Raw genomic sequence first — 25,330 nt, forward strand, 5'->3', positions numbered from 1 at the left:
TCTTGGGGGTTACTACGCCGGCGCCTGGTCAGGGCGCCGGCGACCTAGATGCCGGGGGGCGTTACGCCCAGGAGGTTCCAGCGCGGGGGGCGGTCCACGTGACGGCGTTCGAGTTGGTCATGAGTTTCCCCTTGTCAGGTTGAACTTGTGATGCAAGACAGACCGTACACCTATGTCAATAGACATTGCAATGGAGTCCGTACACCTTCTTTGGGCTGCGGTCTGTGCGACCTGGCTGCGTGCGGCGTAGAGGTCGGCGACATAGGCGCGTACGCACGGCTCCAGGGCGAAGCGGGAGCACCTCGGCGGCGACCACGTCGAGCGCCAAGGTGGGCCAGCGGCCGAGGCCGCGCGGCGGTGCGCTGCGTCAGCACCCGGGCCGCCGGCACCCCCCAAGCGGCAAGGGTCTGCGCGGCCTCGAGGAGCTCCGCCGGGCCGGCGACCTGGTCGACGGCCTCGACGGGCTCGTCGACGTCCCACGGGGCGGGGCCGGCCGTCGTGATGACGTCGCCGAGGTCGTCGTCGCCGTAGTTGCGCGGCTCGTCGACGGCATAGATCGCGTCCCACGTCGAGTGGAAGCGGCGCGCGGAGAAGTCAGCGAGCCGTGCCGCTTGCCGCTCGGCCTCGACGCGCTCGGCCTCGGCGAGACGCACCTCGTTCTCGGCCCGCCAGGTTGCGAGGCGGGCCTCGAACTCGGCGATCCGGGCCTCGTATGCGGCGTATCGTCGGGCGGCCTCTTCACCTCCGCTCAGCGGGGGCAGCTCGTCGAGCTCAACCTCGACCGAGGTGTCGACGTTGAGCGACCACGCCATGACGGCGTCGTAACCGTCGTTGGTGAGCGCGACCCGTGACCCTTCGAGGACGAGGAACCCACCAGCAATCAGAGCCTCGACCCGGGCCCGCTTGACCTGGCGGCCTCGGCCGCTGCGGAGGTTGATTTGCCGACCGCGACCCTGGCGTCGGGCGGGCAGGTGGTAACCGCGCTCGTCGAGGTACAGGCCGATCTCGTGTGCGTGCGCCATGACCTGTCCCTGCTCGCGCGACCATTGCAGGGCGGTGGCCATCTCGCGGATTCGGTAGTCGGCGACGTACTGCTCGATCATGGGGGGTTGGGTCCTTTCGTTGGCCGGTCCGGTGGTTCCGCCCGGCACCCGCCCGTCGAGGTGAGCGGGTGCCGTACGCAGCTACAGGGCCGCGCGCTGCTGGTGCCAGGCATGCATTCCGTCGATGTAGGCGGCGAGCTCGTCGTCGGTGGCGTCGTCGAGGTCAGCCATCACCTGCGGGTCGCCCCCGCAGATGTCGGGGCACTGGTCGGCGATGTGGTCGAGCAGCTCGTCGCGGGTGCGGACGACGCTGTGCGTGCCAATCGGCCACGGGCCCGACGCCTTGCCGCTCGCGGTGCGGTGCAGGCCGAGGCGGACCGAGTTGACGAGGTTATGCGCGGCCGTGCGGGCGGCCTTGTCGTCGCCACTGGCGAGCCGGGCGAGGCCGCCGCCCTTGGGGACCTCGACACCCTCGCCGTTGTGGATCTTGCAGGCGCAGCGGATGATCTCAACTTTGGTGATCAACTTTGGCACTCCCTCGCCTCGCTCCGTGCTTGCAAGATGGACCGTACACCTATGTACATTGCCAATGCAAGAGAGTCCGTACAGGTTGGGCTGACGTGCTCAGACATCGGCTCACCTCACCCGCCGGCGATGGACCGGCGACGCACCGCTCGGCGATTTCCCGCCCGGGTTCGATACGACGGTCTCGGTCCCCGGGGGCCTAAGGAGGTTGAGCGACAGGTGCACCGCGGCGTCGATCCGGCCCGGGCTGTACGCGCTCGTCGGCGTCCAGTCGAGCCACTCAGCGACGAGCTCGGGCAAGTGGTCGTCGAGCCATTGGCGGCCCTCGGCGAGCTGCTGAGCGACCGGTTCGGCCCGTAGCAACTTGCCGCGGCGGCTGACCTGCTCGACCAGGCGCGGTATGTGCGCGTACGGACACCGCGCGACGATCTGATCCCAGTGGGCCCGCCGCTTCGGTTCGCGCTCGGCGTCCGGCTCAGGGCCGGCGTGCTCGGCGATCCACTCGCGGCGTAGCGCGTCCCATGCCGTACGGATCGCGAAACGGATCATGCCCTTGCCGTAGTTCGACTCATAGATGATCCGGTCGGCGTCGATCTCGACGGCGAGCTCGCACGCAGCGCGGGCCCACTGGTCGACGCCCATCTCGGCCGAACGGTCGTGCGTCCAATGGCAGTGCCCGAGGTCGTCGAGGTACCCGCCGATCACGCCGGCGACGTCGCGGCCCTCGCCCGATGGGTCGATCGACACGGCGATGATCACGCGCTCGACGTTCGGATGACGTACGGTCTGCCGCTCGAGGATTGCCTCGGTTGTGAGGGCGCCGGCCGCGGCGACGGGGTCGCCCTGGTAGAGCGCTGCCCAGTCTCGGGCGCGCGAGCTCGCGCGTTTCTCCGCCCAGTAGGCGGTAAGGGCGGGCACGTCGTCGACGGGGATCCGCGGGTGCGGGCACGGACCGCCGGCGGGGCGGCCGAGCGGGTCGGGGCCGAACCGTCCGGGGTCAGCGATGGCGGGAATATGGATCACGAGCCATCGGCCGCCGGCGCCGCGTCGGCCCTCGAGCTTGAGCCGTCGGCCGCCGAGGTCGAGCGGCGCCCATCTGGTTTGAATGATGAACACCGGGGCGCCCGGGGCCAAACGCGAGACGAAGTCGCCCGAGAACGACGCCTCGATCTTCTCGAGCAACTCAGGATTGTCGGCCTCCTCGCGGTTCTTGTGGGGGTCGTCGACGATCCCAAGGTCGGCCGGCCGGCCGGTGTAGCTGCCGCGGATCCCGGTCGATTTCATGCCGCCGCCTGAGGTGAGCTCCCAGTCGCCTTGTGCCTCGACGTCGCCGCGCAGCTCGAGCCCGTAGGGCATACCGAACTCTCTGACCAGTTCGCGCACGTCTCGGCCGCGCTTGACGGCGAGGTTGTCGGCGTAGGAAGTGAGTAGGACGCGGTGTCGCGGCCGGTGCGTGAGCCACCAGAACGGGAACCACACCGCGGCCCGCTCGCTCTTGCCGACCTGGGGCGGCGTGGTGATGAGCACACGGTCGACCTCGCCCGCGAGCACCCGCCGGCATGCGTCGTCGATGATCTCCAGGTGCGGGCGCTGCACGATGAACCGCGGCTTGAGCCGTACGGCGAGCGCGCCCGGGGTGGCGGCGTCGCCGAGGCCGATCCCCATGCGCGCCGAGGCGACCGCGGCCCGGTCGCGCAACTGTTGCTTGCGGTCGTCGGGGAGGCCGGCGAGTGCGGCCGGCAGTGCGGTCACGGCGTGTCGGCGAGTCGTGCGCGCTCGGCCTCGAGCTCGGCCCGCGCGGTGTCGAGTCGTGTGCGCTCTGCCTCGAGCAGCGTGTTCAAGAGCTGTTCGATCTCGGCGTCGAGGTCGTTGCTCACGGTCTGTTCGAGTCGTTTCGGGTCGTACAGACGGTAAAGCTTCGCTTGCTCGGTGATCGCTCGCAGGATCGTCCGGGCCGAGGCGGCGTCGCCGGCCATGGCCTCGGGCCACATCGCGTACGTGATCTTTTCCAGGCGGGCGAGCAGTACGCGCCGCATCTCGGCGACGCCGCGGTCGACCTCGCCGAGATGCTGGTCGAGCAAGCGCGAGATGTCCTTGCATGCTGCCGAACGCGAGCTGTAGCCGAGGCGGTCGGCGATCTCCTGCCAAGTGGCGCCTCTTAGCTTCAGGTTGATCGCTTTCGCTCGACGTTCTGCGATCTCCGCGCGCTTCGTATTGCTCATGGCCATGTGAGTCCCCCGGGTGTGTCCCTCCGAATGTCCGCATTCGGCGATACACGATCATGGCGTACCACCTGGTCAGTCGGGCTTTCGCGCCGTTTCGGGAGCTGCCCGTGTTGGCGCTTGTGTGGGTTGTCACGTGGGAGGACCTACCCGGGCGCGTTCAGGAATGGATGAGGCCCCGCCCTACGGGGGTTGTGGGACTGCGAGGGCACGGGGGCGACCCAGGGCAGTCAGGGCGGGGCCTCGCCGGCGGGCCGACGTACTGCGCTTACGTCGGCCCGCCGGGGCACATGAGGGCGACTCGTCTAGCAGGAAAGAGGCAACCGGAATGTCAGTCGTCCGCGAATATCGGGGTGAGGGCGGGGCCGACCGCACGGGGTTTCCCGTTTGGATCCTGGGGGATCTCGACCTCGCCCTCTTCCCCCCAGAAACATCCCCGAGCGGGGGGCCGACGTCGCTTGTGCGCGTCTTGCGACGTCTGGTTCTAGTGTGACGCTACTCGCGGCCTATTCGTTGAGATGCAGCACCTTCTTGATGATGTTGGCTGCAACATCGATGTCTGTCCCGTGGGTGAGCCGCTGGAGGTCGCCGGCGCCGGCGCCGCGGAACTCACTCCCCCAGAGCAGGTACCAGGCGAAAGGCTCGCGGGCGAGTGCACTGCGGTCGGTCGCGAGCACGATTTCCTGCGATAGACCGGGTGCGGTGTAGATCGGGCTGTCGTGTACCTCGGTAGGTATGGCGGGCTGAGTCGCCTTGATCAGCATGTGGTCGTGTTGGCGTGAGGCGCGCACCATGAGTCCGCGCGCTCGTAGGGCGTCGATCATGGCTTGCGCGATCGGCCCGGGCTTGCTCGGGTCGAGAGGCGCCGGCCGCTGGTCTGGGACGGTCGGGGCCTCTCTGGTCGGGCCTCGGGGGGCGCTTGTCGGTACTCCCTCGGTCATGGTCACGTCGGTCTCTCGCTGTCGGTTGTCAGGTCCTCACTGAGCGTATAAACCTGACCACCCGCGCAAGGGGCAGGGTTTCTGCCCCTTACTTTTGGCTACACCAAAAGTCCTATTCGGTCGGCGAGTATCCGTGCTCGAGGACGCAATGACTTGGGTCCCTCTGTGAGGTCCAGAACCATACGCCGCGCATATCCGTTGTATCTAATCGTTTCGGGCGCTGCCCCCTGGGCGAGCTCCAATGTCCCGAGTACGGCCTCGTTATCTCGCTGAAGTTGATGCGCACGCGCCGTTTCGATCAAATGCCGACCGCGGCGCGGGCGCGATGGGATTGGCTGTGATTCGGCGTTGACGACCTGTCGGGCCGATTCGCCCCCCTGGTGCAGCTCAACGGCGACGGTGACCGCGTGCGCTTTCATGATCACATTTGAGAACGACGTCCACGGCTGGTAGTAGCCGCTGGGCAGGCGCTCGGCGATTCGGGCCGCGTCCTGCCAGTGCATCCATGCCTCTCCCGCGTCTCCCATGCGTGAGGCGGTGTATCCCAACTCGAACGTGAGGGCACCCCACATTGCTCGCAGGTTGACGTCAGCGCTATCCATGTGTGCCGACAGGGCCGTCATGACTGACCGGTTGATCGACATGGCCGCGTCCAGGTCGCCGGAGTCCCTGTGAGCTTGAGTCAGGAACCATGCCGCCGCGGCCAGTGATAGCGGGTCTTCGGCTTCCTGAGCCGCTGCGAGTGCCCGGTCGGCTACGCGCCATAGGAGGTCCTGGGCGGGCTGGTAGGCAAGGTACATCTGTGAGAGTCCGTAGACCTCGGCCAGCAGGGCGAGCGCTCGTCGCCGGTCGGCGCCTTGATACAGGCGTGCGGCGAGTTGGGCGTCTCGGATCAGGTCGGGCAGGATCGCGCCGAGGGCCGTTCGGTGGTCGGGCGAGGCGTGCCGTGTCCGCCATGCGGAGTCGAGGCGAGCTCGCAGCGTCGCGAGTGGCTGCACGGTGCCGGTCGGCAGAAGGGGAACGGTGTTGATCGCGGTGCGGACGGCGTCCAATGCCGGGTGCCCCGGGCCGGTGAACATGCGGACCGGGATCGACTGGCCGCCGGTCAGCTCAGCAAGATCTCTTACGCGCAGGACCTCTGCGAGTTGAATGAGAATCGGCAGACGGGGATTCTGTTGAATTATCCCGTTTTCGACTTGCTTAAGCCAAGACTCGGATTTTCCGACCAGACCCGCTAGAACCTCGCGGGTCATACCGCGCCTCTCGCGCAGATACTTTATGCGCTGCCCGATGGTCAGTACCGGGCTCTCGTCTTCGTTGCTACCGTCGGTCATAGCTGCCCCGCGTTCTCCTGGAAGCTTCAACAACTTCAGGCTAGGACGCGGGGCCGTTCCTATGCGAGGAAGTAGCGCGATTGCCGTTGCTGTCGAGAGGTCGGGCAGTGAGCGGGTACAGTCGGTGCGTCAGGTTGCCTCTCGGTTGGTCTCGAGAGCTCCAACGGCCCGGGTGCGCTTCTCGCCGCCCGGGCCGTTCTCGTTTCTAAGCCCGGGAACGACGAAACCCCGGGACCCTTGCGGACTCCGGGGTTCAGTCGGTCTCATCGGGAGCTGCCGACATGGCAACCGACAGCCACTCGCCGGCGAGCCTAGGTGTCCTCGGCGCGCTTGGCCTCGCGACGCGCCCGCCTCGCCTCGAGGTCGGTGTTCGCCATGTACTGAATGTTGGATTTCTTCACTTTCAGGCGGCGGCCGATCTCGGTATGTCCCTCGCCGGCGGCGTCGAGAGCCTTGACCGCCTCGTAATACCGGTCCATCTGCTCTTGGTACAGCCGCTCGAGGCGTTCGTACTCCGCCTTCTCCCGGGCCGCCACGTCGTACAGCTCGTCGACGGTGGGGCGCTCTCTCTCCTCGGGGCTGCTCGGCATGATCGGAGTGTACGGCCTCTCTTGCACCCTGAGCACCTGCCGTCACTGCCCCTCGGGGCGTTTCCCGTTGCCGGACTCCTCGCCGGCGGGGGCCTCGGCGGCCTCGTCGTCGACCTTGCCGGCGACCACGAACGGGGGAACCTCGGCCATGCGTAGCTGTCCCCAGCGATCGCCGCGGTCGTACGCCTCACCGATCGTCTTACCCGTGATCGGGATGTTCGCCAACCGTGCGGCCCTGATCGTGCGGCGTGCGGCCTCTTGCAACTCGGCCTTGCTCATCGACTCCTGCTCGTCGAGCGAGGGCACCTCGGGCAGCACATGTACGCCGGCGGGTTCGTCGTCTTGTTCGTCGACGCGGTCGCGCTCTTTCGCCTCGAGGGCCTTGAGTGCGGCGGCGTGCGAACGCTCGAGCTCGGCTCGTTCGGCTTGTGCGGTGTCATTCGCGTCGAGGGCCGAAACGTACGCCTCGGCGACCGCAGCAAGATCGGAGCGTGCGGCGTCGAGCGCACGCTCGAGCTCGGCCCGGTCAGGGTCGGCCGCGGCGAGCTCGCGGGCCCGGGCCTTGTCCTCCTGCCGTTGCTCGTACGCGAGAGCCGCGACGTTCGGGTCGGATTCGCCCGTGCGGATCGCGAGGCGCACGGTTCCGAACGTGGAGGGGAACCACAGAATCCAGCGCGTTTTCATAAAGTGCGGGGCGCGCGGGAGGGGCCGCCCCTCAGCGCGACGCTTCGCGGCATATGTCTTTCTGGTGTAGGCGTGCAGCAGCCACGGGGCGATGGCCGAGCAGCCGGTGAAGAGAGCCGCCTCGGGGGTCGGCGTCCAGTCCTTTGACCAGTGCCAATAGTTGAGCATCGCGACGTACAGGGCAACGCCGTACGCGCTGGCCTGCAATCCGCCGGCGGGCTCGTCATCGAGCGTCGCCTCGTGCGCGAGCCACCCGAGGGCGAGCCCGATCGCCTCGACCACGAGCGAGACGGCGACCGCGGCGATCGGCCACCATTGCGCCCCGATGGCGTACGAGACGGATTGCCCGCCGAACGCGACCAACGAGACACCGGCGAACGCCACGGCGACCAGACGCCGGCGGATCAAGGCGCGTACCGCGACCTCACGCCGTGCGGCGGCCGTTCGGGACTGTTCGGCCTCGGCCGCATCGTTCGCCGCACGAGCCGCAATCGTGCGGGTGCGTTCGTCTTCGGCCTGCGCGGCGGCGATCCGCTCCGCTTCGGCCTCGAGTGGTGCGAGCCTAATCGCCGCCCTGAGTTCGCGCTCACGGGCGGTGGCGTCGGCACGCTCGCGTACGGCCGCAAGGTCGGCGTTCGCTCGTTCGGTGTCGACGAGCGCACGGATCTCGCGCTGTTTCGCCTCGGCGGCCTCGGCCGCGAGCTGAGCCGCACGAACCGAATCCTCGCGGGGACGCCGTAGGAAATTGATCACTTGCGAGCCTTTCGGGGTCAGGAGAACAGAGCGAGCACGCCCACGACGACGCCGGCGGCGAGGGCGAGAGCCGCGCAGGCGCAGACCGTCAGGATCGCGGCCGTACCGAGGGCCGAATTGGTGGGCGACTCCTCGAGCCAGGACCGGCGGCCGAGCTCGAGCACGGCCGCGCTGTAGGCGGCGATCAGCAACCAGCCGAACGGGCCGGTGAGGGGGGCGAACGCCGCGGCGACGACGCCGGCGAGGGCGAGGCCAGCAGCCCACATGACGATCATGAACGCGCAGATCAAAACGGCACGCTTGTCGATCATGAAGGGCGGCGCCTCCTCCTCGTACTCCTCGTAAGGCTCCTCGACGAACGGGGCGGCCGGCTCCTGGTCGAGGTTGTCGATCATGGTCCGGGATGGCAGCGCGGTCATGAAGCGGCGCGCAGCCGGCGGGGTCGAGTCGCTCTCGTCGGCCCACGTCGCCGGCAGGGGGGGACCCGGAATGTAGGTCACCGCGCCGTCGGGCTCGACGCGGAGATCGTTGATCGAGTGATCTTCGGCAAGGTCGCCGTCGGGGTCGTCGGCGACCTGGTCGCCGAGGGCGTCGAGGTCGAGATCGAGATCAGCCGCGGGTGCCTCGTGGATCTTGTCGGTCGGGTGGTGCGTGGTCATGTCAGGGCCTTTCGTGATCTTCCTTGGTTACTCTCCGTGCGCGGCCGTCTGGCCTTGCGAGGGCTGTTTGACGGGTCTCAGCGCGTTGTTTGGCGGGCTGTTTGACGCCGCGATTCCTTAAGAGAGCGAGCGGGGGAGCGGGGGAAATGTCTGTTTAACAAGGCCCGCAAGATCGTCAAACAACGCGACCAAACAGGCCTGATGTTTGGTCACTTTCTGTAGTCATCGAGGTCGTCGGCCTCGGGGTCGCAACCGGGGAGCACGATGTACTTGCCGCGCTTCTCGGTCTGGTCGATCCAGCCGCGAGCGAGCATGATCGGGAGCTGCTGACGGAACCATGTGTCAGCCTTGCCGACGCGCTCGGCGAGCGGCCCGTACACGTTCTTGGGCCCGAACTCCTCGCCCTCACCGATCACGGTCCACAGCACCTCGCGAGCGATCGCGAGGGCCTCGGCCCGGCTCGCGGGCGGGGGCTTGTCGTCGACGAGCTCGGGGGCGTCCGGCGCGTCATGTACCAGCGTGCCGAGGTCGGTCGGTAGATCGACGTCGTCGACCTCGCTGTACTCGAACGGCTCGTCGGCATCGCCATCGGGTGTGCCGAGCATCCGCTCGGCGAGGGTCCGCAACTGCTCGCCGTCGACGTCGTCGCCGGCGAGTTGCTCGAACTCGTTGAGCACCTCGTCGGCCGCGACGTCCGCGATCCCGGCGAGCTGCTCGCGAGACAGCTCGTCGGGCGCCTGGTCGGCGTCGAGCTCGCGCGGCTCGCCGTCGAGCGGCTCGTCGCCGGGGGCCGGCGGCGTCGGGGGGACACGCACCGCGGCGGCCGGCGCCATAGCGGGGGCCGTCGGCCGCGGCGCAGTGTCGGTGACGACCGTGCGGTGCGGGGCGACGGTGGCGGGGATCGGCGGTGCGGTGGAGAACATGACCGGCTCGCGGCCACGCCGGCGGGCGCGGTCGGCCCGGTACTTCTCGTACGCAGGCCCCCAGCTCGCCGCAGTGATGGGGTCGACCGGGTTCATCAGGTGCCGATACTCGGCGATCGCGGCCTCGATATCGCTGCCGTCGCGGGCGTGACGCGCGAACCGCGCGGGCATCGCCGCGAGGCTCTCAGGGATCCCGGGCGCCTCGTAATAGATCTTGCCGGGGTACTCGGGACCCCACGCCGACGGGGTCACGCCGAGTTGCATGAGCCGCGGCGAGAGCACCATCGCGGCGTCTCCGTCGTCGTCGCATGCGAACGCGATGCCGGCGGCGTTGTTCGCGCGCATGGTCGTGTCGACGCGGTCGTGTGAGGCGCGTTGCAGCTCGATCCGCAGCTCGATTCCCACCGAGGCGGCGCGCTCGGAGACGAGCAGCAGGGTTTGCACTCCGTACAGTGCGGCGCCCTCGGCGATGTACACGGTGATCCACGTGAGCCCGCATCCCGGCTCCCACTCGCGTAGGCGCTTGCCGAGAGGGTTGCGGTTGGGGTTGCCGAGGTAGGCGGCCCGGGCGGGGATCGTCTTGTACACGAGCCGCCACAGAAAGTTTTTGATCTTCGCTTCGGTGTCGAGCACGTAGCAGCACGCGCCCTCGATCGCGCCGACGGACTGATCGGCCTTGACCGCGTCGCAGAACACGACCCCTGCGTCGCCCCGTAGACCGATGTTCACCATCGCGAGCTCGCCGGCCGCGGACTTGCCGATACGGGTCCGGCCGACCATCTTCGTGTGCGCGACTACGCTGAGCAGCCCGTTCGGAAGCTCCGTGTGCGGGATCAACATGCGTAGGTCGAGCTTGTTGCGGTAGATGCCGAGGCCCTCGATCGTCTCGGCGATCGACTCGCCCGGGCCCGACGGTCCGGCCCACTGCATGCCGAGGTCGAGTGGATCCTTGCGGGTGGCGGTGATGAGCACGCGGTCGTGCTTGGCCCCGACCTGCATGTCGGTGCCCCCTCTGATCGCACCGAAGTACGTGCCGATCTCCTCGAGCAGGTTGCCGACGATCCCCACGGTCTTGCCCAAGGGGAGCCACATGCCGGCGACGGCACGCTCGGGGCTGTCTTCGATCACGTCGATCCGTGAGCCGGCGAGTGCGGTGAGCTCGGTCTTGGTGAAGTCGTCCCAGCTTCCGCGCTGCTCGGAGACGGCGAGCTCGCCGGCGGCGTGCCGGATGTGCCGTCGGTTCCACAGGTAGGCCAGCCCGACACCGACCGTGGCCGCGGGGATGAGGAACTCGGGCCGCACGCCGTATTCGAGGGTGTAGGCGATCACGGTCGGCGGTGCGGCGGTGTTGAGGGCCTCGATGACGCGGCCGAAGCCTCGCCGCTCGCGCGTGAGATGAAAGGAGACGCCGGTGAGTACCGCGGCGAGCAAGGCGAAGCACACGGCCGTGAGCCGCGTGTATGGGGTGAGCGAGGGCGTGAGGGCGAACGCGTTGCGGGCGACGAAGGCCAGGGCCAGCGTGCTGCCAAGCAGCGCCCACGGCGCGACCAGCCTGATCGCCTCGTTGAACTCAGAACTGTCGCGGTCACGCGGGGTCTTGGTCCACTTGGACGCGCGCCGTGCCTCGCGCTTGAGGGTTGCCGTAGGGTCCATCAGACCTCGACCCCCAGAACGGGAGTCTTCCGCTCGGGCTTGCGCTTGATCTGTTTGCCATACTTGCGGGTGCGGAACCCGTCGAGCTCGGCCGCGCACTCCTTCTCGAGGTTCTCGTGCACGCTGCGGACCGCGCGGCGGGCGATGATGCACGAGACGTGCGCGGTGGAGTAGCCGAACGCGATACGGATCGCGCGGAACCAGGGGTTTTTACCGTCGCCGAATCCAAGCTTGTGCGCGGCTTTGATCAGCCCGATCACCTGTGCTCGGGTCTCGCCGGCGCGAAAGTCCATCTCGGCGCTTAGGTCGCGGAACACCCTCTCAGCCGACCGGCCGTAGAGCTTGATTTGCTCAGTCGACCTGTGGGGGAGTCCTGCAAGGTCCTGGTTGGTGGCGGTCATACGTCGATCTCCGCTCGGTAGGTCTCAGGGCGGCCGTAGGGGGTGTCAGGGTCGGGCTCGAGGTCGACGTCGCCGTCGACGACCCGCCGGTCGAACGGGCCGTCGCCAAGCTCGATCAGGTACTCGATGCGGCCGTCTTCGCTCGGGCTGGTCGTCGGCTCGACGCGGATCGCGGCCCGGTTGGCGATGTACCAGAGCAGGGCGAACCCTCCGACGACGAGCAGCGCGACGCCAAGGGCGAGCACGATGCCGAGGCCGGCGACCGATGCGACGAGCACGAGCACCGCGGCGAGCAGCACACGGCCGGTCCGGCGCCACACCGCTACCGGCCGCCGGTACATGCGCTGCTCGCGCCACCACAGGCGGCGTGTGGCGCCTTCCCACGGCCGCCGGCGCGAGGCGAGGGCGCCGAGGGCGAGCAGCGCGGCGGCGAGCAGCCACCCGCCCGCGGTCGTCGGAAGTGTGATCACCGAGCTGCCTTGGGTGTGATGTACCGGCCGACGGCGTGCCGGAAGGCTCGCCATAGCGGCCACACGACGCCGCCCGAGCAGATGCCGCCCACGTAGCCGGCGATCACAAAGGCGATGGATTTGTCGAGGCCGAGGAGCTCGCGGGCAAGCCAGTAGCCGCCGAACGCGAGGAGCACCGCGGCGACGATGGCGCCGAGGGCGATCTCGCCGCCCTTACGGCCGCGGCCGGTCGACCGGCCGCGGGGCTTGCCTGCCGTCGTCGTGCGTGTGCGGGCCGCAGGCCGTCCGCCGGCGGGCTGGCGCCGCGCGCTCATCGTGCGACGCCGCTCGAGCTCGGCGAGCTCACCAGCGTCGAGGGGGTACTCGTCGTCGACGTGCCCGGGGGCGTGTTCGTCGAGGCGGATACCGCGGTCGGCGTCGGGGGCGCCGATCTGTACGCCCGGGCCGTAGTTGGCGGCGTACTCGTCGGGCTCGAGCTCGAACGGGTGTGGGGGTCTGTCATTGGATCGCTCCTGCATAGGTGGAAGATAGCAGACAGTCAACTATTCCTGTCTAGCGTGAGCAGGAAAAGACCACAAGCGGTATGGCCTCGGAAATGCCGAACGCCCCGCGCTTGCATACAAGCGCGGGGCGTTCATCGCCGGTTCTCGACTACCGAAGGGGCCCGGGAAGACTCCCAGCTCAAGGCTATCGCCCGAGTGGAATCCTCACCGCCGAACGAGCCCCTCAGGCACCCCTGTGCGTGACCGCACCCTCCCCAGGGCTACAGGGCGTCGAGGAGTTCCGGCGGCTGGTGCCGGCGCCTGCCCCCCAGCCGGCGCCGGCGGTCTTCACGGATGAGCTCGCGCCATCGGGCCCGGTAGGGCGCGCACACGCGGCACCCGCGGTGCGCCCGCGGGAACAGCACGCCGAACCAGTGGTGCGCAGCGTGGCCGGCCCCCGCCGGCTCCCACACGACGAGCGTGTGCGGCGTCATCGGCCACGGCCACCCGGCGAGCTGCACGGCCTACGCCGGTCGCGAGCCGCTGGATACGGCCGCCGCGGCGGCCCCCTCTATCGGCTGACGACTCGGGGGCACCGGGGCCGGCCTCATCGCGCCCTGATCGGCCGCCTGCGCGACGGCGACGTCGACACCGCTCGGCACCGGGGTAAGTCCCGGTCGACCGGCTTCCGCAACCGTAGCCGCATACCCGCTCGTCTCGATTTCGCGAACCAGATGAAACACGAAGGCCCGAATTTCGCGGCCGTCCTCGCTGAGGAACCGCACGAAATTCGCCGCGGGATCGGTCTCGTATCGGGCGGCGACGAACACCGTGTCGTCGAGATCGGCATCGGTGTACCGCACGGTGAATACGAACGCTGTTGACATTTCTTTCCCTCGTTTTTGGAAGTCCCGAGCGCAGTACCTAGACATGCGCGCTTCTGATATGCGCGTGTCTAGGTGCCGCCACGCTAGCGACCCGTCACCCATCGTGACTAGCGTTCGCCGAAACAAGGGGGCCCGGATGTGCTACCGGGCCCCTCCTCACCGATGACTGTGCCGTTCAGGGCGTCGGCGCCGGCATCGCGAGCGTGTCGGCCGTTGCCGCCTGGTACGGCTCGCGCCCCGCCCGGGCCTCGGCCTGCTCATGCGGTCGGCGGCTGGCGACGAGCACGTCGAGCTCGGCATCGACCGGCAGTGTCGGCCCGGTCGACGGGCCTGCGTCGACCGGCTCGGATCGCACCAGTGGGGGCGTCGGCGTGGCGGACGCGGCGGCCCACAGCGCGCCGGCAAGCTGCGCACGGGCGAGCGCACTCTCAGGCTGGTCGGGCACGTGCAAGCCCATCGCACGGGCGATGCCCATCGGGCCGAATGGCAGCTCGAGGGGGCCGAGGTCGATCCGCGCGCCGATCCCGCCCTCGGTCGGATGCGAGTCGTAACACGCGGCCCATCCTTGGGCGTAGCCAGCCATGGCGCCGGCCGCGAATGAGGTGACGTCGATCTGCCCCATCAGCGGACATGGATGCCCGTTGCGCCTGAGGAACTCGCGCAGGAACTCGATCTCACGGTCGTTGCCGAGGGTCACGGCGTAGGACTCGAGCAGCGCGCCGGCGAGCCGACTCGCCACGCCGCGTCGCGAGGTCGGCGTCGTGGTGCCGAGGGTCGGGTCGATCTTGACGACCGGCTCGCCGTTGTGCTCCCAGGACTCGCGCCGCTCGAGGTAGCGATTCCGTCGCAGCTCGTCGGCGCTGGCGTGCTCGAGGTTCTCGGGCCTTATGTGCCAATAGCGGGTGACGTCGCCTTGTCCGGGACGACGAAGGATGGCCGCGACCTCGACGACCTCGTGCCAATTGGGGTCGGCACCGGTGCGGCTGATGGCGAGAAACACGAAGTTGGTCACGATACCTCCGTGGTGATGAGGGATAGGTGCCCGCGGGCCCTGGTGGGCTGCACGCGGATCATGCGCGTGACGTCGAGTTCGAGCGTGGCGGGATGGACGGCGCGGATCAGCGTCCCCGAGGCGAGGCGGCCGACCACGCGCACGCTGCCGGGACTGGCGTCCTCGAAGCCGACGACCATCATGGGCGCGAGGCCGTCGTGCACGTAGTCGCGTACGCGCAGCCGTTCGGCCTTGCGTGGACGCCGGTCGGCGTAGCGATGGCTCATGACGTCTTGAGCCACTCGATCCAGTCGGCGGTGTCGCGCGGCTCTGGGCTGTTGGCCGCCCACATGGCCGGCGAGCCGTCGTCGATGTCGGACCGTTCGCGGTCGTAGCCGTCGTCGAACATGATCACTCCTCTTGCAGATGTCAGGCTGCAAGAGGGACCGTACGCCTGTGTACTGAGACATTGCAAGGCGATCGGGTGATGTTGGAGATCACGCCAGGAAAGCAAAGAGCCGCGAAGATCTATAAAAGATCTTCGCGGCCCGCGTGTGTTGTCCGTCAGGCGGCAGATGGTTCAGCAGCCTCACGGAAGATCCCACCGAGGATCTCGGCCGCATGCTCGACCTGCTCGTCGCGTAGCTCCCACGTCGCCGGAGTGGTGCCCCCCGACTGTTCGAGCTCGTCGAGGATTGCTCGCTCGAGCTCGTCGATCGTGAATGCGGAACTGACGTTATTCAAATTTTGTACCTTTCGCCCCCAACCGCGCACGGCGCAGCGTGATCCCCCAGGATCGCGAGGTCCGGTTACGGTCGCACGGGTTCGGGGTGCGAGGCTAGCTCATTTTACCGTTTTGTTATTGAACTTTCACTTAGGGTATTTACCGCCAAACGTACGTCAACCGGTCTTTATCGAGCCCTCGAAAACCGGGCCTAGTGGAAGGATGTACGACAATATGGTCAATAACCGTGAGGATAAGGCCGCGCCGTTCCTCGATTTCGGCTGCCGCCCACCATGCGGCGAGAGATTTCGGTGTCACCATTTCCGGCAAGGCGGTCGACCGCTGTGCCTGCTTGAGGCGGCCCTTGACGTCGTTCACCTGAGCCGCGAGCGACTTGTTCGCCTCGAGGAACGCCCCTCGAGACATGGGGATCATCGGGTCGGCGTAGTCGCGGCCGAGCTGCTCGAGCTTCTCCTCGAGATCGGCGAGCTCGTTCCCGAGGGTCACGTCACCGCCAGGCGAGGCGGCCTCGGCGAGCCGCTTGCGCACGACCGGCGAGGCGTAGCGGGCGAGCACGCGACTGGCGACGTCGAGCTCGAGCGGGCCGGCGGCAATGCGAATTTTCGCGCATCCGCCGTACGGCGCCGTCTTCCGGCAGTGGTATCCGGGCAAGCCGGAATTCGCACGATGCCCGGTGAGGGGTCGTCCGCACAAGCCGCATATGAGAATGCCACCCGATAGAAGGTATTTGCGCTTATTCGAGCCACCGGGGTTAGTGGTGCGATCTGGGTCTTTGAGGATAACTCGCAGCCTTCGCCGCTCATCATCGGTGATGATCGCGGGCCAGCAGTCGCGGGCGACGATGAATGCGTCGGGCTCTTTTTCCTTAGTGACAGTTATCTCTTGTTTTGTGCCGTCAGGCTTGTCGACCTCGATCCGCTTCTCGTCGCCGTACGTCCGGTGCCCCGCCATTGCCGGATTCAGGAGCAGTCGAACAATGGCGCGCGATGCCCATCTATTGCCTTGACTTGTGCGGTGATCGTTGTCGCCGAGCCAAGTTACAAGGGAATTTACAGAGCCACCCTTGAGTACATGTTCGACCATATGACGAACGACTTTTTGTTCTTCCGGCCGGATTGTAATGCCGTCGGAATCATAGCCGTAGCGTCTCACGCCACATCCCCAAGCCTTTCCTTCCAAGGCGCGTTGCAGGTAAGCCGCCTTCTGCCTCTCGGCTTTGTGCTCCACCTCCCCTTGCGACACGGCCCCCAAGATTCGGGCGACCATGCGCCCGGTGTAGGTGCCGAGGTCGACATCACCAGAAACGCATGCGAATTGAGCTTTGGTCGCCTCGACCAGGTCGACAATCCGCTCAAGCTCTGCGTTGCGCCTGGTCAGGCGATCAATATGCCATACCGCGAAAGCGTTTATACGGCCGCTTTCGAGGTCTGCGATCATCCTTTCGTAGTCAGGCCTTCTTTTCTTCTTGCTCGCCGACATATCGTTATCGATATAGATGTCGACGATTACGCCTGATGGGTCGATATAGGTAATCTTCTTGGTTACCTCATCGACCTGTCTCTCTACGCCGAGGCCTGAGCCCTCGCGGTCTTTCGATAGGCGGGCGTAAATCCCCCATCGACGTCCCCCGAGGGCGGCCTCGAGTAGTCGGCTCACGCCTCGTTGTTATTGGCGCGGCGCCTGTTCCCCTCTTCCTGTTGCTGCTGGCCTACCTCGGCGGTGTAACGCTCCTCGGCACGGGCGAGCTCGTTGAATATGTTGAATATGGCTTTGTTGAGCGGGCTCGTGAGTTCGGCTGGTTCTCCGTTGCCGACCAATCCGCGGAGAATCCACAGCGCCGCGGCGTGCCCGTCGAATGCATCGACCCAGAGTGCGACGTCCTCGACCAGTCGGCCGAGACGGTCGAGCTGAACGACGACGACGCGGTCGACCTCGCCGGCCTCGACGAGCTCGAACGCACGGTCGCGGTCACGTCGGCTACGGCCGAGGTCGACCAGCTCGGCGACCACGTGGACGCCATGCCGTTCCGCGTATGCCCGAAGTGCTACTAGCTGTCCGTTTGCCTGGTCACGTACGGCGCCTCCAGAACGCGCGTAGAGCGCCCAACGGGGGCGCGGTGCTGCATCGCCCCCGGGCACGTGGTGCTCGTCGCTCTGTGAGCCGCTCGGCGCCGTCTGGGGGTCACGAGGTTCGATCACTGCATCTCCACTTTCGCGAGTCGCGGAGTGGGACAGCCAGAGCGTAGGCGGCCGAACGTAGGCATGCCCAGCTCACAAAGCGGTCCCCCTAGGTCTGCGCGGCCTCCTGACGGACCGCGCCGGCTCAGGGTAGCGCCTTGACCTATGTACAGACATTCCTTAGGGGGGACCGTTCGCGCAGGCGTATGTGATCGCCCACGAGTACGGCCACCACACCCAGGACCTGCTGGGCGCGCTCTCCGAGGGCAACTCGGTGGCCACGGAGCTGCAAGCCGACTGCTACGCGGGGGTGTGGGCCAAGCACGCGGTCGACACCGGCTTCTACGAAAAGCCGTTCACCACCTCGGAGTTCGCCGAGGCGCTCGACGCGGCGGCGGCGGTCGGCGACGACCGGATCCAGCAACGCACTCAGGGCAGGATCGACCCGGAGTCGTTCACGCACGGCAGCTCGGAGCAACGCGTCAACGCGCTGAATCGCGGTTACAAGACCGGCGACCCAGCCAAATGTGCGCAATCTGATCTTCTATAACAGCCCCGAAGAACACGAGTAATCGGATTCTCTCCTAAAATCATTGGGGTGATCTTTAAGCTCGTCGGTGACGGCCGCCCTTATCCCGACCATGGTCTGACCCCCAGAGAGTGGGCGCAGATCCCCCCACGGCAGGTCCGGCTCGACTCGTTGATCACCACGAAGGCCATGCTGGACCTGCATTCCCTGCTCGCCGCCGACTCCACGTTCTACGGCGACCTCTTCCCGCACGTGGTGCAGTGGCAGGGCCAGCTCTATCTGGAGGACGGGCTGCACCGGGCTCTCCGGGCGGCCCTGCACCAGCGATCGATCCTGCACGCCAGGGTCCTGGAGCTGCCCAGCTGAAAAAGAAATGTCAGCCTCCTCGGGCAGGATGCCTCCATGGTCTTTTTTCAGTTGGTGATCGACTGCGCCGACCCCGATCGGCTGGCGCGCTTCTGGGCTGACGGCTTGGGTTACGAGCCGGAGGAGCCGCCGGGCCACTTCGACACCTGGCGCGACTACTGGCAGAGCATCGGCGTGCCGGAGGAGGAGCTCGGCGACGGAGACTGTTCCGACAGCATCGTCGACCCGGAGGGCGCGGGCCCGCGGATCTGGTTCCAGCGGGTCCCGGAGGGCAAAGTGGTGAAAAACCGCTTTCACCTCGACATCAAGGTGGGCGGCAAGCGGGAGGAGGTTCCGCTGGCGACCCGCAGAGCCCGCGTCGACGCCGAGGTGGAGCGGCTGGTCCGCGCGGGTGCCTCCGTCGTACGCGTGCTCGCGGAGCCGGGGTTGGACCATTACGCGGTGGCCATGGCGGATCCGGAGGGCAACGAGTTCGACGTCGTCTGAGAGTTGGTTCGATGGACGAGGCCACGGCCCGATCGAAGTTCCTGACGGCACGCAGCGCCAGGCTGGCCACCGTGGACGGACAAGGGGTGCCGCACCTGGTGCCCATCGTCTTCGCCGTCGAGGGCGACGTGATCGTGTTCGCCGTGGATCACAAACCGAAGCGCGCCACCGACCTCCGCAGGCTGCGCAACATCGCGGCCAACGACCGCGTATGCGTCCTGGCCGACCACTACTCCGACGACTGGCGGCACCTGTGGTGGGCACGAGCCGATGGCACCGCGGCGCTCGCCGAGGACGACACCACCCGCCGGCACTGGCTCGACCGCCTGGCCGAACGCTACGAACAGTACGCGGAGCGACGTCCTGAGGGCCCGGTGGTGGTGATCACCGTCGAGCGCTGGAGCGGCTGGGCCTACAACGAGTAGCCGGGCCCACCAGCGAAAGCGAATAAGCGGAGGGGACAGCGTGGCAGCGCCGTACAGGAACCGGCTTCGTCTCGGCGCCTGCCTGTCGCTGTCCGGCAAGTACGCGCGCTTCGGCGGCCAGGCCCGGCTCGCCCTGGACATCTGGCGATCCACGACCGACGCGGTCGACCTCCTCATCGAGGACGACGGCAGTGACCCCGAGCGGGTGGACGCCCTCCTCCCCAGGTTGTCGGCGGAGTGCGACCTCCTGCTCGGCCCCTATTCCACGCTGCTCATGCGCAGAGCGGGCACCATCGCCGCGGCCATGGGCCGCCTGATCTGGAACCACGGCGGATCAGGCGACGACGTCGAGACAGCTCACCCCGGTCACGTCGTCTCCGTGCTCACGCCCGCGAGCCGCTACGCGGAGCCCTTCGTCCGGCACCTCGCCACCCAGCAGGACCCCCGCCCGCTCCGGATCGTTCAGGGCAAGGGCAGCTTCGCCCGTCAGGTCGCCGGCGGCGCCGAGCGCCTGGCGCACGCCCTCGGGCTGCGCACCGTCAGCTCACCGACGCCGGAGGCGTGGGATCTCTTCTGCGCCGGCTCCTTCGAAGACGACGTGCGGGCCGTCACCTACGCCAGGTCGCTGCCGATGCCCCCGCGGAGCGTGTGCGCCGTGGCGGCGGGCGTCCGCGAGTTCGGCGAGGCCGTCGGCGATCCTGTGGGCGTCTACGGCGTCGGGCAGTGGTTTCCCGGCGGAGGCGACCGCGTCGAGCTGTCCATGGCCGAGGACGACTTCCTGACCGCCTACCGGGAGCGCGCCGGTTCGCTCCCGGACTATCCGGCCGTGCAAGCCGTCGCCGCCGCGGCCATCGCGACACATTGCGCCCGGCAAGCCGGCAGTACGGCACGTGCGGAGCTGTGGTCCGCCGCCACGGCGTTGGAGACCACCACCCTGTTCGGGGCCTTCAAGGTGGATCCCCGCACCGGAGCTCAAGTCGGGCACCAGACGGCCTTCATCAGGTGGGACGCCGAAGGTCCAGCCATAACAGAAGGCCCCTGACCCGATCAGACAGGTCAGAGGCCCAAAGAGTGGCGGTGGTGGTGGGATTTGAACCCACGGATGAGTTGCCCCATCACACGCTTTCGAGGCGTGCGCCCTCGGCCACTAGGCGACACCACCGTCGACGAGCTTACCGGATCCGCCGAGTGCCAAAGAACTCCTTTAGTACGGCAGCGCACTCCTCACCCAGCACCCCCATGACGACCTCGGGCCGGTGGTTGAGCCTGCGGTCCCGGACCACGTCCCACAGTGACCCCACGGCCCCGCCTTTCTCGTCGACGGCCCCGTACACGACGCGGTCGACCCGGGCCAGCACCGCCGCGCCCGCGCACATCGTGCACGGCTCCAGCGTGACCACCAGCGTGCAGCCGTCCAGCCGCCACCGCCCGAGCGACCGGGCGGCCTGCCGGAGGGCCAGGACCTCCGCGTGGGCGGTCGGATCGAAGGAAGCCTCGCGGGAGTTGCCGGCGGACGCGAGCACCTCGCCCAGCGGGCCGAGCACGACCGCGCCGACGGGGACCTCGCCGCGGGCGCCGGCCGCGACGGCCTCGGACAGGGCCAGGCGCATCGCGTCGGCGTGGTTCACCGCAACCGGTCGAGCTCGTCGGCGAAGGACAGCCGCTCGGCGATCACGGAGAGGATGTCGGCGGGCAGCACGCCCTCTTCCATGCTCAGCTCCAGCAGCTCCTCCGAGCTCACGCCCAGGTCGCTGAGGAGTTCGAAGTCACCGGCCGGCTTGACGCCCAGCCCGTTGCTCTCCTTGTCGGGGGCCACCCCGGCGAACTCCGCGAACAGCTCGCCGAGCGTGTCGGACAGGATCGCGTGCGCGTCGGAGAGGAAGACACGCGGCTCCTCGTCACCGCGGTAGCGGACGATGGCGAACCACTCGTCCTCCACCTCGACGCAGAGCAGGGCGAGCTCGTCGCCGGACAGGCCGAGGGCCTCGGTCACCGCGTCGCCGAAGTCGTCGACGATCTCGGCGTCACCGAGATCGACCTCGGCGCCGCTCCAGCCGCCGGGGATCTTGACGAAGGCCGCGGAAAAGGTGTTGGACGCCATGTCCATGCTCCAGGGTCAGCCGAAGACCGATTCGATGGCCCGCTCGAACGGCTCGGAGAAACCGAGCCGCGCGGCGATGCTGGACAGCACGTCCTCCGGGAGGAGTTCGATGTCGCCGGAGAGTATGCCCAGCTCCATCTCGTCGAGTCCCAGGTCCGCGAAGATCGACAGATCGCCTGCGGGGAGCACCGTCTCCTCGTCCTGGAGGATCTCGTCGAGCTCCTCCTCGTCGGGGATCGGCACGTCGAGGAAATCGAGAACCTGCTCGGCCAGCGGGAAGTCCCAGGACGCGGCGATGTCGGACAGGAAGACATCAACGCGATCACCGAGGACCCGCAGCGCCACGAAGAACTCGTCCCCCACGGCGACCAGGCCAATCGTGCCACTCTCGCTCGGCTGCTGGCGCAGAGCCTTGATCAGGCCGTGCAGATCGGACGTCAGCGCGACCGGCAGCAGCCCGGCGTCCCAGCATTCATCCTCGCGATAGACCACGATGGCGAAGTCGAGCGCATCTTCTTCTGTCATCGTCCACCCCACGACGTGGCCACTTCGGCTTCCAATCGTTCCAGACCCGACCACCCCCCGCGTGCTGCTCCGACCAAATTGTGATCAAAACCGATGACGCGGCGTGCCGGTTCGTTGCACACAAGATAGCGTTGTCCCTTATGGAAACCCTCGTCGTCGACCATCCTCTCGTAGCACACAAGCTCACCACGCTACGTGATGTCCGGACGGACTCGCCGACGTTCCGCCGGCTGGCGGACGAGCTGGTGACCCTGCTGGCATACGAGGCGACCCGCGATGTCCGGGTCATCGACGTGACCGTGCAGACCCCGGTCGCCGAGGCTCACGGAGTGCGGATGGCCAAGCCGTCCCCGCTGGTCGTGCCGATCCTGCGGGCGGGTCTCGGCATGCTCGACGGCATGACCAGGCTGCTGCCCACGGCCGAGGTCGGCTTCCTCGGCATGATCCGCAACGAGTCGACGCTGCAGGCCGAGACCTACGCCACCCGGCTGCCCGACGACCTGTCCGGGCGCCAGTGCTACGTGGTCGACCCCATGCTGGCCACCGGCGGCACGCTCGCCGCGGCCGTGCGGTTCCTGTTCGACCGCGGGGCGGTCGACGTCACGGCGATCTGCCTGCTCGCGGCGCCCGAGGGGCTGGCCTACATGGACAAGGTGTTCGCCAACTCCGGCAAGCCGCTCCGCGTCGTGACCGCCGCCCTCGACGAACGGCTGAACGAGAACGGTTACATCGTTCCAGGACTGGGCGACGCCGGAGATCGACTCTACGGAGTTGTCTGACCAGCCACGCTGCGCACTCGCTTCGTTACATACTGTTGCCACCGGGGTATGAAGTGAGGGGAAGGCAACTTCCGCACGCGCGTGGGGGGAGCACGATGAGCGATTTTCCGATTACCGAGGTGTTCTCGTGAGTGAGCACACCGAGGCGGAGTCAAGTCCGTACGCGGACGTGGAGACGGCGCTCCGCGAGGAGTTCGCCGGCATCCACTCCGCGGTCACCGTAACGCGCTGCGTCGAAGCGGCGCACTACGGCGCGCTGGAGGTCACGGGCTACGCCCATCCGAGTCTCGTCGAGCGGATCGCGCGCAAGCACCTTCACGTCCTGGCTCTGGTGGCCAGCGAACGTGGCTAAGCAAGATCAAAAGTAACCCGCAAAGTTACCTTTACCCCGGCATTGCGGTGGGTAAAGTATACGGCGGGTGTAGAAGGTAGTGGTACGGAGGCGACAGTGCAGGTCAAAAAGGTCTTCACATACGGGGGTATCGCTTTTGTGGCGTACTACCTGTTCGCACGACCAACCGATGCCGCTGACGCGGTCAGAGGGGCGTTCGACACCATGATCAACGCGGCTGACCAACTGGCCCAATTCGTGAACGTTCTCGCATGAGACTTGTGACCCACGGAGACTCTGCTCCGGCGTCGGTCAACCGCTACCTACTCCCCCACGAACAACAGGTCATCATGGTACGGCGTCACCCAGCCGTGCTGCTTCGCCCGGTCGCCGAGGTCTTCGGCGGCCTGATCGTCGCCGGGCTGCTCAGCAAGATCTTCGGCGGCGAGGGGAGCAGCACGGCTCTGGTCGTCGTGTGGTGGCTCTGGCTGCTGCTGTTGATCCGTTTTGTATGGAAAGTCGCGGAGTGGTCGGTTGACTACTTTGTGGTTACCTCAAAGCGGATGTTGCTCACCACAGGCCTCATCACCCGCAAAGTCGCGATGATGCCTTTGGGCAAGGTCACCGACATGAGCTTCCAGCGATCTCTGCTTGGGCGCATGCTCGGCTACGGTGAGTTCATCCTCGAATCCGCTGGTCAGGATCAGGCGCTGTCAACAGTCGAGTACATTCCGTATCCGGAGACCTTGTACCTCGAGGTCTGCCAGATGCTTTTCCCCAGCAAGGACGACAGCGACGATTAATCCTTGGCACGGGGAATTCTTCACGTGGGGATACCCGATTGCGCCACTTCATGCAATCATTGCGGAGTGTTGACCCTTCCCCGCCTTGAGAGATGAGATGCCGAGTCAGGGAACCATCGGTGACCGCGTCCGAGGACTGCGGCTAAACAGGCGGATGTCTCAGGCCCAACTGGCCGGACCCGACCTATCTGACAGTTATGTCTCGCTCATCGAGTCGGGCAAGCGGACACCGACTCCGGTTGTAGCAAGACTCCTGGCCGAGCGCCTGGGGTGCACCACCGAGTTCCTCCTGCATGGGATCGAGCCTCGGCAGCGCATCGATACCGAGCTCGGCCTGCGCCACGCGGAGCTGGAGCTACAGCACGGCGACCCCGTCGTCGCGGCCGACCGCTTCACTGAGATCGTGAAGGCGTCCGACGAGGAAAACGCGCTGCTGACCGCGCACGCCCGCTTCGGCAGGGCGCGCGCCCTCGAAGCACAGGGGCGGCTCGGCCAGGCGGTCGAGGCGTTCGAACGGCTGCGCAGAGAGGCGGCGGCGCATCCCGAGCGTCTGGCCGATCTGCCGCTCGCCGTGTCGCTGAGCCGCTGCTACCAGCGGGCGGGCGACCGCCTGCGGGCTCGAGACCTGGCCGCGCACGCGCTGGAGCAGGCGGAACGGCTGGCGATCACGCAAGGCGAGATCGCCATCGACCTGGCCGCCGCACTGGTTGAGGCGCGCAGCGGACGCGAGGGCGACTCCCCCGAGCTCGACTATGTCCGGAGGGTGCTCGACGCCAGCGGCGTGCCTGACATTGTGGACCGTTCCGCTGAGATCCACACCCTCTGGCAGGCCAGTGTGGCCGCGGCCGGTGGCGAGGACTCCGCGCTGGCCGTACGGCTGGCCGACGACGCGATCATGGCAGGCCGGCCCGCCAGGCTGGCGCTCCAGCTCGCCCGGGCGGCCATGCACTGGGCCAGGCTCGACTCGTCGCCGCTCGCCGAGGCCGACCTGTGGGCCGGGGCGGCGACTCGCGCGTTCGCGAGCACCGCGGGCAGCACGCAGGAGCACGGTGAGAGCCTCATCGCGCACGCCAGGGTCAAGCTGCGGGCGCAGGACGCCGTGCGGGCAGGTGAGCTGGCCACGTCGGCGCTCGACCTGGTGCACGACGCCCCGGGCACGACACCGGCCGAGGCCCACCTGGTGCTCGCCACCGTCGCGCTCGCGCTCGACGCCGACACGGCGCGGCACCTGGGCGCGGCCCAGGAGCTGCTCGACACGCTCAACCATCCGGTGTTCGGCTCCGACAGGCAGGCCGCACGCTGCTGGCGAGAGCTGGGCGACCTTTACGGCAGATCAGGCGACAAGGCACAGCAGACCCGCGCCTATCGCAAGGCGCTGGAAGCAGCCGGAGTCCATTCCGCACTGGCAGGGGTGAAGATCGACACTTCTGTGTCCCGCTAGCCTCCGGGAGCTCCAGATTTGGTTTTTGAGTCTGGAATAATTAGGGTCTACCAGTCATTGACTC

Annotated in this window: 32 protein-coding genes, 1 tRNA gene and 1 pseudogene; 9 read left to right on the plus strand and 25 right to left on the minus strand. The window is 67.5% G+C overall.

Annotated features, from left to right (window positions below; all coding sequences use genetic code 11):
• Positions 1–170: 170 nt before the first annotated feature.
• From KLK06_RS10515 to KLK06_RS63000, 21 genes are all read right to left on the minus strand, one after another.
• Positions 171–1,103, minus strand: coding sequence for a hypothetical protein (locus KLK06_RS10515; RefSeq protein WP_214635166.1), 933 nt, complete (start codon positions 1,101–1,103; stop codon positions 171–173).
• A gap of 81 nt (positions 1,104–1,184) precedes the next feature.
• Positions 1,185–1,568, minus strand: a complete 384-nt coding sequence (locus tag KLK06_RS10520) for a hypothetical protein (RefSeq protein WP_214635167.1) — start codon at positions 1,566–1,568, stop codon at positions 1,185–1,187.
• Positions 1,569–1,679: 111 nt separating this feature from the next.
• A complete protein-coding gene (locus tag KLK06_RS10525) occupies positions 1,680–3,320 on the minus strand; it encodes a terminase large subunit domain-containing protein (RefSeq protein ID WP_214635168.1) in 1,641 nt (546 codons plus the stop codon).
• Positions 3,317–3,796, minus strand: a complete 480-nt coding sequence (locus tag KLK06_RS10530) for a hypothetical protein (protein ID WP_214635169.1) — start codon at positions 3,794–3,796, stop codon at positions 3,317–3,319. The genes KLK06_RS10525 and KLK06_RS10530 overlap by 4 nt, the downstream gene beginning before the upstream one ends.
• 500 nt (positions 3,797–4,296) lie before the next feature.
• The gene (locus KLK06_RS10535) at positions 4,297–4,554 is read right to left on the minus strand and encodes a hypothetical protein (RefSeq protein ID WP_214635170.1); all 258 of its coding nucleotides are present in this window, start codon (positions 4,552–4,554) and stop codon (positions 4,297–4,299) included.
• Between the two features lie 275 nt (positions 4,555–4,829).
• Positions 4,830–6,065, minus strand: a complete 1,236-nt coding sequence (locus KLK06_RS10540; RefSeq protein ID WP_214635171.1) for a helix-turn-helix domain-containing protein — start codon at positions 6,063–6,065, stop codon at positions 4,830–4,832.
• Between the two features lie 311 nt (positions 6,066–6,376).
• Positions 6,377–6,655: a hypothetical protein gene (locus KLK06_RS10545; RefSeq protein WP_214635172.1), complete on the minus strand. Its 279-nt coding sequence runs from the start codon at positions 6,653–6,655 to the stop codon at positions 6,377–6,379.
• Between the two features lie 42 nt (positions 6,656–6,697).
• Positions 6,698–8,092: a hypothetical protein gene (locus KLK06_RS10550; RefSeq protein WP_214635173.1), complete on the minus strand. Its 1,395-nt coding sequence runs from the start codon at positions 8,090–8,092 to the stop codon at positions 6,698–6,700.
• Positions 8,093–8,109: 17 nt separating this feature from the next.
• A complete protein-coding gene (locus KLK06_RS10555; RefSeq protein WP_214635174.1) occupies positions 8,110–8,751 on the minus strand; it encodes a hypothetical protein in 642 nt (213 codons plus the stop codon).
• A gap of 209 nt (positions 8,752–8,960) precedes the next feature.
• Positions 8,961–11,327 (minus strand): hypothetical protein, encoded by a 2,367-nt coding sequence (locus tag KLK06_RS10560; RefSeq protein ID WP_214635175.1) that lies wholly within the window; start codon positions 11,325–11,327, stop codon positions 8,961–8,963.
• Positions 11,327–11,728 carry a hypothetical protein gene (locus KLK06_RS10565; protein WP_214635176.1) on the minus strand — a complete coding sequence of 134 codons (402 nt, stop codon included), beginning with the start codon at positions 11,726–11,728 and terminating at the stop codon, positions 11,327–11,329. The genes KLK06_RS10560 and KLK06_RS10565 overlap by 1 nt, the downstream gene beginning before the upstream one ends.
• The gene (locus KLK06_RS10570; protein WP_214635177.1) at positions 11,725–12,198 is read right to left on the minus strand and encodes a hypothetical protein; all 474 of its coding nucleotides are present in this window, start codon (positions 12,196–12,198) and stop codon (positions 11,725–11,727) included. The genes KLK06_RS10565 and KLK06_RS10570 overlap by 4 nt, the downstream gene beginning before the upstream one ends.
• Positions 12,195–12,716, minus strand: a complete 522-nt coding sequence (locus tag KLK06_RS10575; RefSeq protein WP_214635178.1) for a hypothetical protein — start codon at positions 12,714–12,716, stop codon at positions 12,195–12,197. Before KLK06_RS10575 ends, KLK06_RS10570 begins: the two co-directional genes overlap by 4 nt.
• A gap of 245 nt (positions 12,717–12,961) precedes the next feature.
• Positions 12,962–13,174, minus strand: a complete 213-nt coding sequence (locus KLK06_RS10580; RefSeq protein ID WP_214635179.1) for a hypothetical protein — start codon at positions 13,172–13,174, stop codon at positions 12,962–12,964.
• A 30-nt stretch (positions 13,175–13,204) separates the two neighbouring features.
• The gene (locus KLK06_RS10585; protein ID WP_214635180.1) at positions 13,205–13,567 is read right to left on the minus strand and encodes a hypothetical protein; all 363 of its coding nucleotides are present in this window, start codon (positions 13,565–13,567) and stop codon (positions 13,205–13,207) included.
• Between the two features lie 175 nt (positions 13,568–13,742).
• A complete protein-coding gene (locus tag KLK06_RS10590) occupies positions 13,743–14,579 on the minus strand; it encodes a hypothetical protein (RefSeq protein WP_214635181.1) in 837 nt (278 codons plus the stop codon).
• Positions 14,576–14,845, minus strand: a complete 270-nt coding sequence (locus KLK06_RS10595) for a hypothetical protein (protein WP_214635182.1) — start codon at positions 14,843–14,845, stop codon at positions 14,576–14,578. Before KLK06_RS10595 ends, KLK06_RS10590 begins: the two co-directional genes overlap by 4 nt.
• Complete coding sequence (locus KLK06_RS61380) at positions 14,842–14,967, minus strand: hypothetical protein (RefSeq protein WP_284734946.1); 126 nt, start codon at positions 14,965–14,967, stop codon at positions 14,842–14,844. Before KLK06_RS61380 ends, KLK06_RS10595 begins: the two co-directional genes overlap by 4 nt.
• Before the next feature lie 155 nt (positions 14,968–15,122).
• On the minus strand, positions 15,123–15,302 hold the full coding sequence (locus KLK06_RS10600; protein ID WP_214635183.1) for a hypothetical protein: 180 nt from the start codon (positions 15,300–15,302) through the stop codon (positions 15,123–15,125).
• Positions 15,303–15,441: 139 nt separating this feature from the next.
• On the minus strand, positions 15,442–16,959 hold the full coding sequence (locus KLK06_RS59725) for a recombinase family protein (RefSeq protein ID WP_214635184.1): 1,518 nt from the start codon (positions 16,957–16,959) through the stop codon (positions 15,442–15,444).
• Positions 16,956–17,501: a recombinase family protein gene (locus tag KLK06_RS63000; protein WP_214635185.1), complete on the minus strand. Its 546-nt coding sequence runs from the start codon at positions 17,499–17,501 to the stop codon at positions 16,956–16,958. The genes KLK06_RS59725 and KLK06_RS63000 overlap by 4 nt, the downstream gene beginning before the upstream one ends.
• 178 nt (positions 17,502–17,679) lie before the next feature.
• Between KLK06_RS63000 and KLK06_RS10615 the strand changes: the two are divergent.
• From KLK06_RS10615 to KLK06_RS10635, 5 genes and pseudogenes are all read left to right on the plus strand, one after another.
• Positions 17,680–18,030 (plus strand): annotated as a pseudogene (locus tag KLK06_RS10615) (neutral zinc metallopeptidase); the annotation flags it as partial.
• Positions 18,031–18,078: 48 nt separating this feature from the next.
• Positions 18,079–18,375 (plus strand): type II toxin-antitoxin system VapB family antitoxin, encoded by a 297-nt coding sequence (locus KLK06_RS10620; RefSeq protein ID WP_214635187.1) that lies wholly within the window; start codon positions 18,079–18,081, stop codon positions 18,373–18,375.
• A 36-nt stretch (positions 18,376–18,411) separates the two neighbouring features.
• Positions 18,412–18,861 carry a VOC family protein gene (locus KLK06_RS10625; RefSeq protein WP_214635188.1) on the plus strand — a complete coding sequence of 150 codons (450 nt, stop codon included), beginning with the start codon at positions 18,412–18,414 and terminating at the stop codon, positions 18,859–18,861.
• An 11-nt stretch (positions 18,862–18,872) separates the two neighbouring features.
• A complete protein-coding gene (locus KLK06_RS10630) occupies positions 18,873–19,286 on the plus strand; it encodes a TIGR03668 family PPOX class F420-dependent oxidoreductase (protein ID WP_214635189.1) in 414 nt (137 codons plus the stop codon).
• A 40-nt stretch (positions 19,287–19,326) separates the two neighbouring features.
• Entirely contained in the window at positions 19,327–20,328 is a 1,002-nt protein-coding gene (locus tag KLK06_RS10635) for an ABC transporter substrate-binding protein (protein ID WP_214635190.1), read from the plus strand.
• Between the two features lie 30 nt (positions 20,329–20,358).
• On the opposite strand, the gene KLK06_RS10640 is transcribed toward KLK06_RS10635, so the two are convergent.
• The 4 genes from KLK06_RS10640 to KLK06_RS10655 all read right to left on the minus strand — a co-directional run bounded on the left by KLK06_RS10640 (position 20,359) and on the right by KLK06_RS10655 (position 21,912).
• A tRNA-Ser gene (locus KLK06_RS10640) sits at positions 20,359–20,448 on the minus strand.
• A 10-nt stretch (positions 20,449–20,458) separates the two neighbouring features.
• A complete protein-coding gene (gene tadA / locus KLK06_RS10645; RefSeq protein ID WP_214635191.1) occupies positions 20,459–20,914 on the minus strand; it encodes a tRNA adenosine(34) deaminase TadA in 456 nt (151 codons plus the stop codon).
• A complete protein-coding gene (locus tag KLK06_RS10650; RefSeq protein WP_214635192.1) occupies positions 20,911–21,387 on the minus strand; it encodes a tRNA adenosine deaminase-associated protein in 477 nt (158 codons plus the stop codon). Before KLK06_RS10650 ends, tadA begins: the two co-directional genes overlap by 4 nt.
• Before the next feature lie 15 nt (positions 21,388–21,402).
• The gene (locus KLK06_RS10655) at positions 21,403–21,912 is read right to left on the minus strand and encodes a tRNA adenosine deaminase-associated protein (protein WP_214635193.1); all 510 of its coding nucleotides are present in this window, start codon (positions 21,910–21,912) and stop codon (positions 21,403–21,405) included.
• 140 nt (positions 21,913–22,052) lie between these two features.
• Between KLK06_RS10655 and upp the strand changes: the two genes are divergently transcribed.
• The 4 genes from upp to KLK06_RS10675 all read left to right on the plus strand — a co-directional run bounded on the left by upp (position 22,053) and on the right by KLK06_RS10675 (position 25,266).
• Entirely contained in the window at positions 22,053–22,691 is a 639-nt protein-coding gene (gene upp, locus KLK06_RS10660) for a uracil phosphoribosyltransferase (RefSeq protein ID WP_214635194.1), read from the plus strand.
• Between the two features lie 127 nt (positions 22,692–22,818).
• Complete coding sequence (locus tag KLK06_RS10665; protein ID WP_214635195.1) at positions 22,819–23,043, plus strand: hypothetical protein; 225 nt, start codon at positions 22,819–22,821, stop codon at positions 23,041–23,043.
• A gap of 251 nt (positions 23,044–23,294) precedes the next feature.
• On the plus strand, positions 23,295–23,825 hold the full coding sequence (locus KLK06_RS10670; RefSeq protein WP_214635196.1) for a PH domain-containing protein: 531 nt from the start codon (positions 23,295–23,297) through the stop codon (positions 23,823–23,825).
• 97 nt (positions 23,826–23,922) lie between these two features.
• Positions 23,923–25,266 carry a helix-turn-helix transcriptional regulator gene (locus KLK06_RS10675; protein ID WP_214635197.1) on the plus strand — a complete coding sequence of 448 codons (1,344 nt, stop codon included), beginning with the start codon at positions 23,923–23,925 and terminating at the stop codon, positions 25,264–25,266.
• The last annotated feature ends 64 nt before the right edge of the window (positions 25,267–25,330 follow it).

This window comes from Nonomuraea sp. NEAU-A123 (genome assembly GCF_018603905.1).
In the GTDB taxonomy this organism is placed as follows: Bacteria; Actinomycetota; Actinomycetes; order Streptosporangiales; family Streptosporangiaceae; genus Nonomuraea.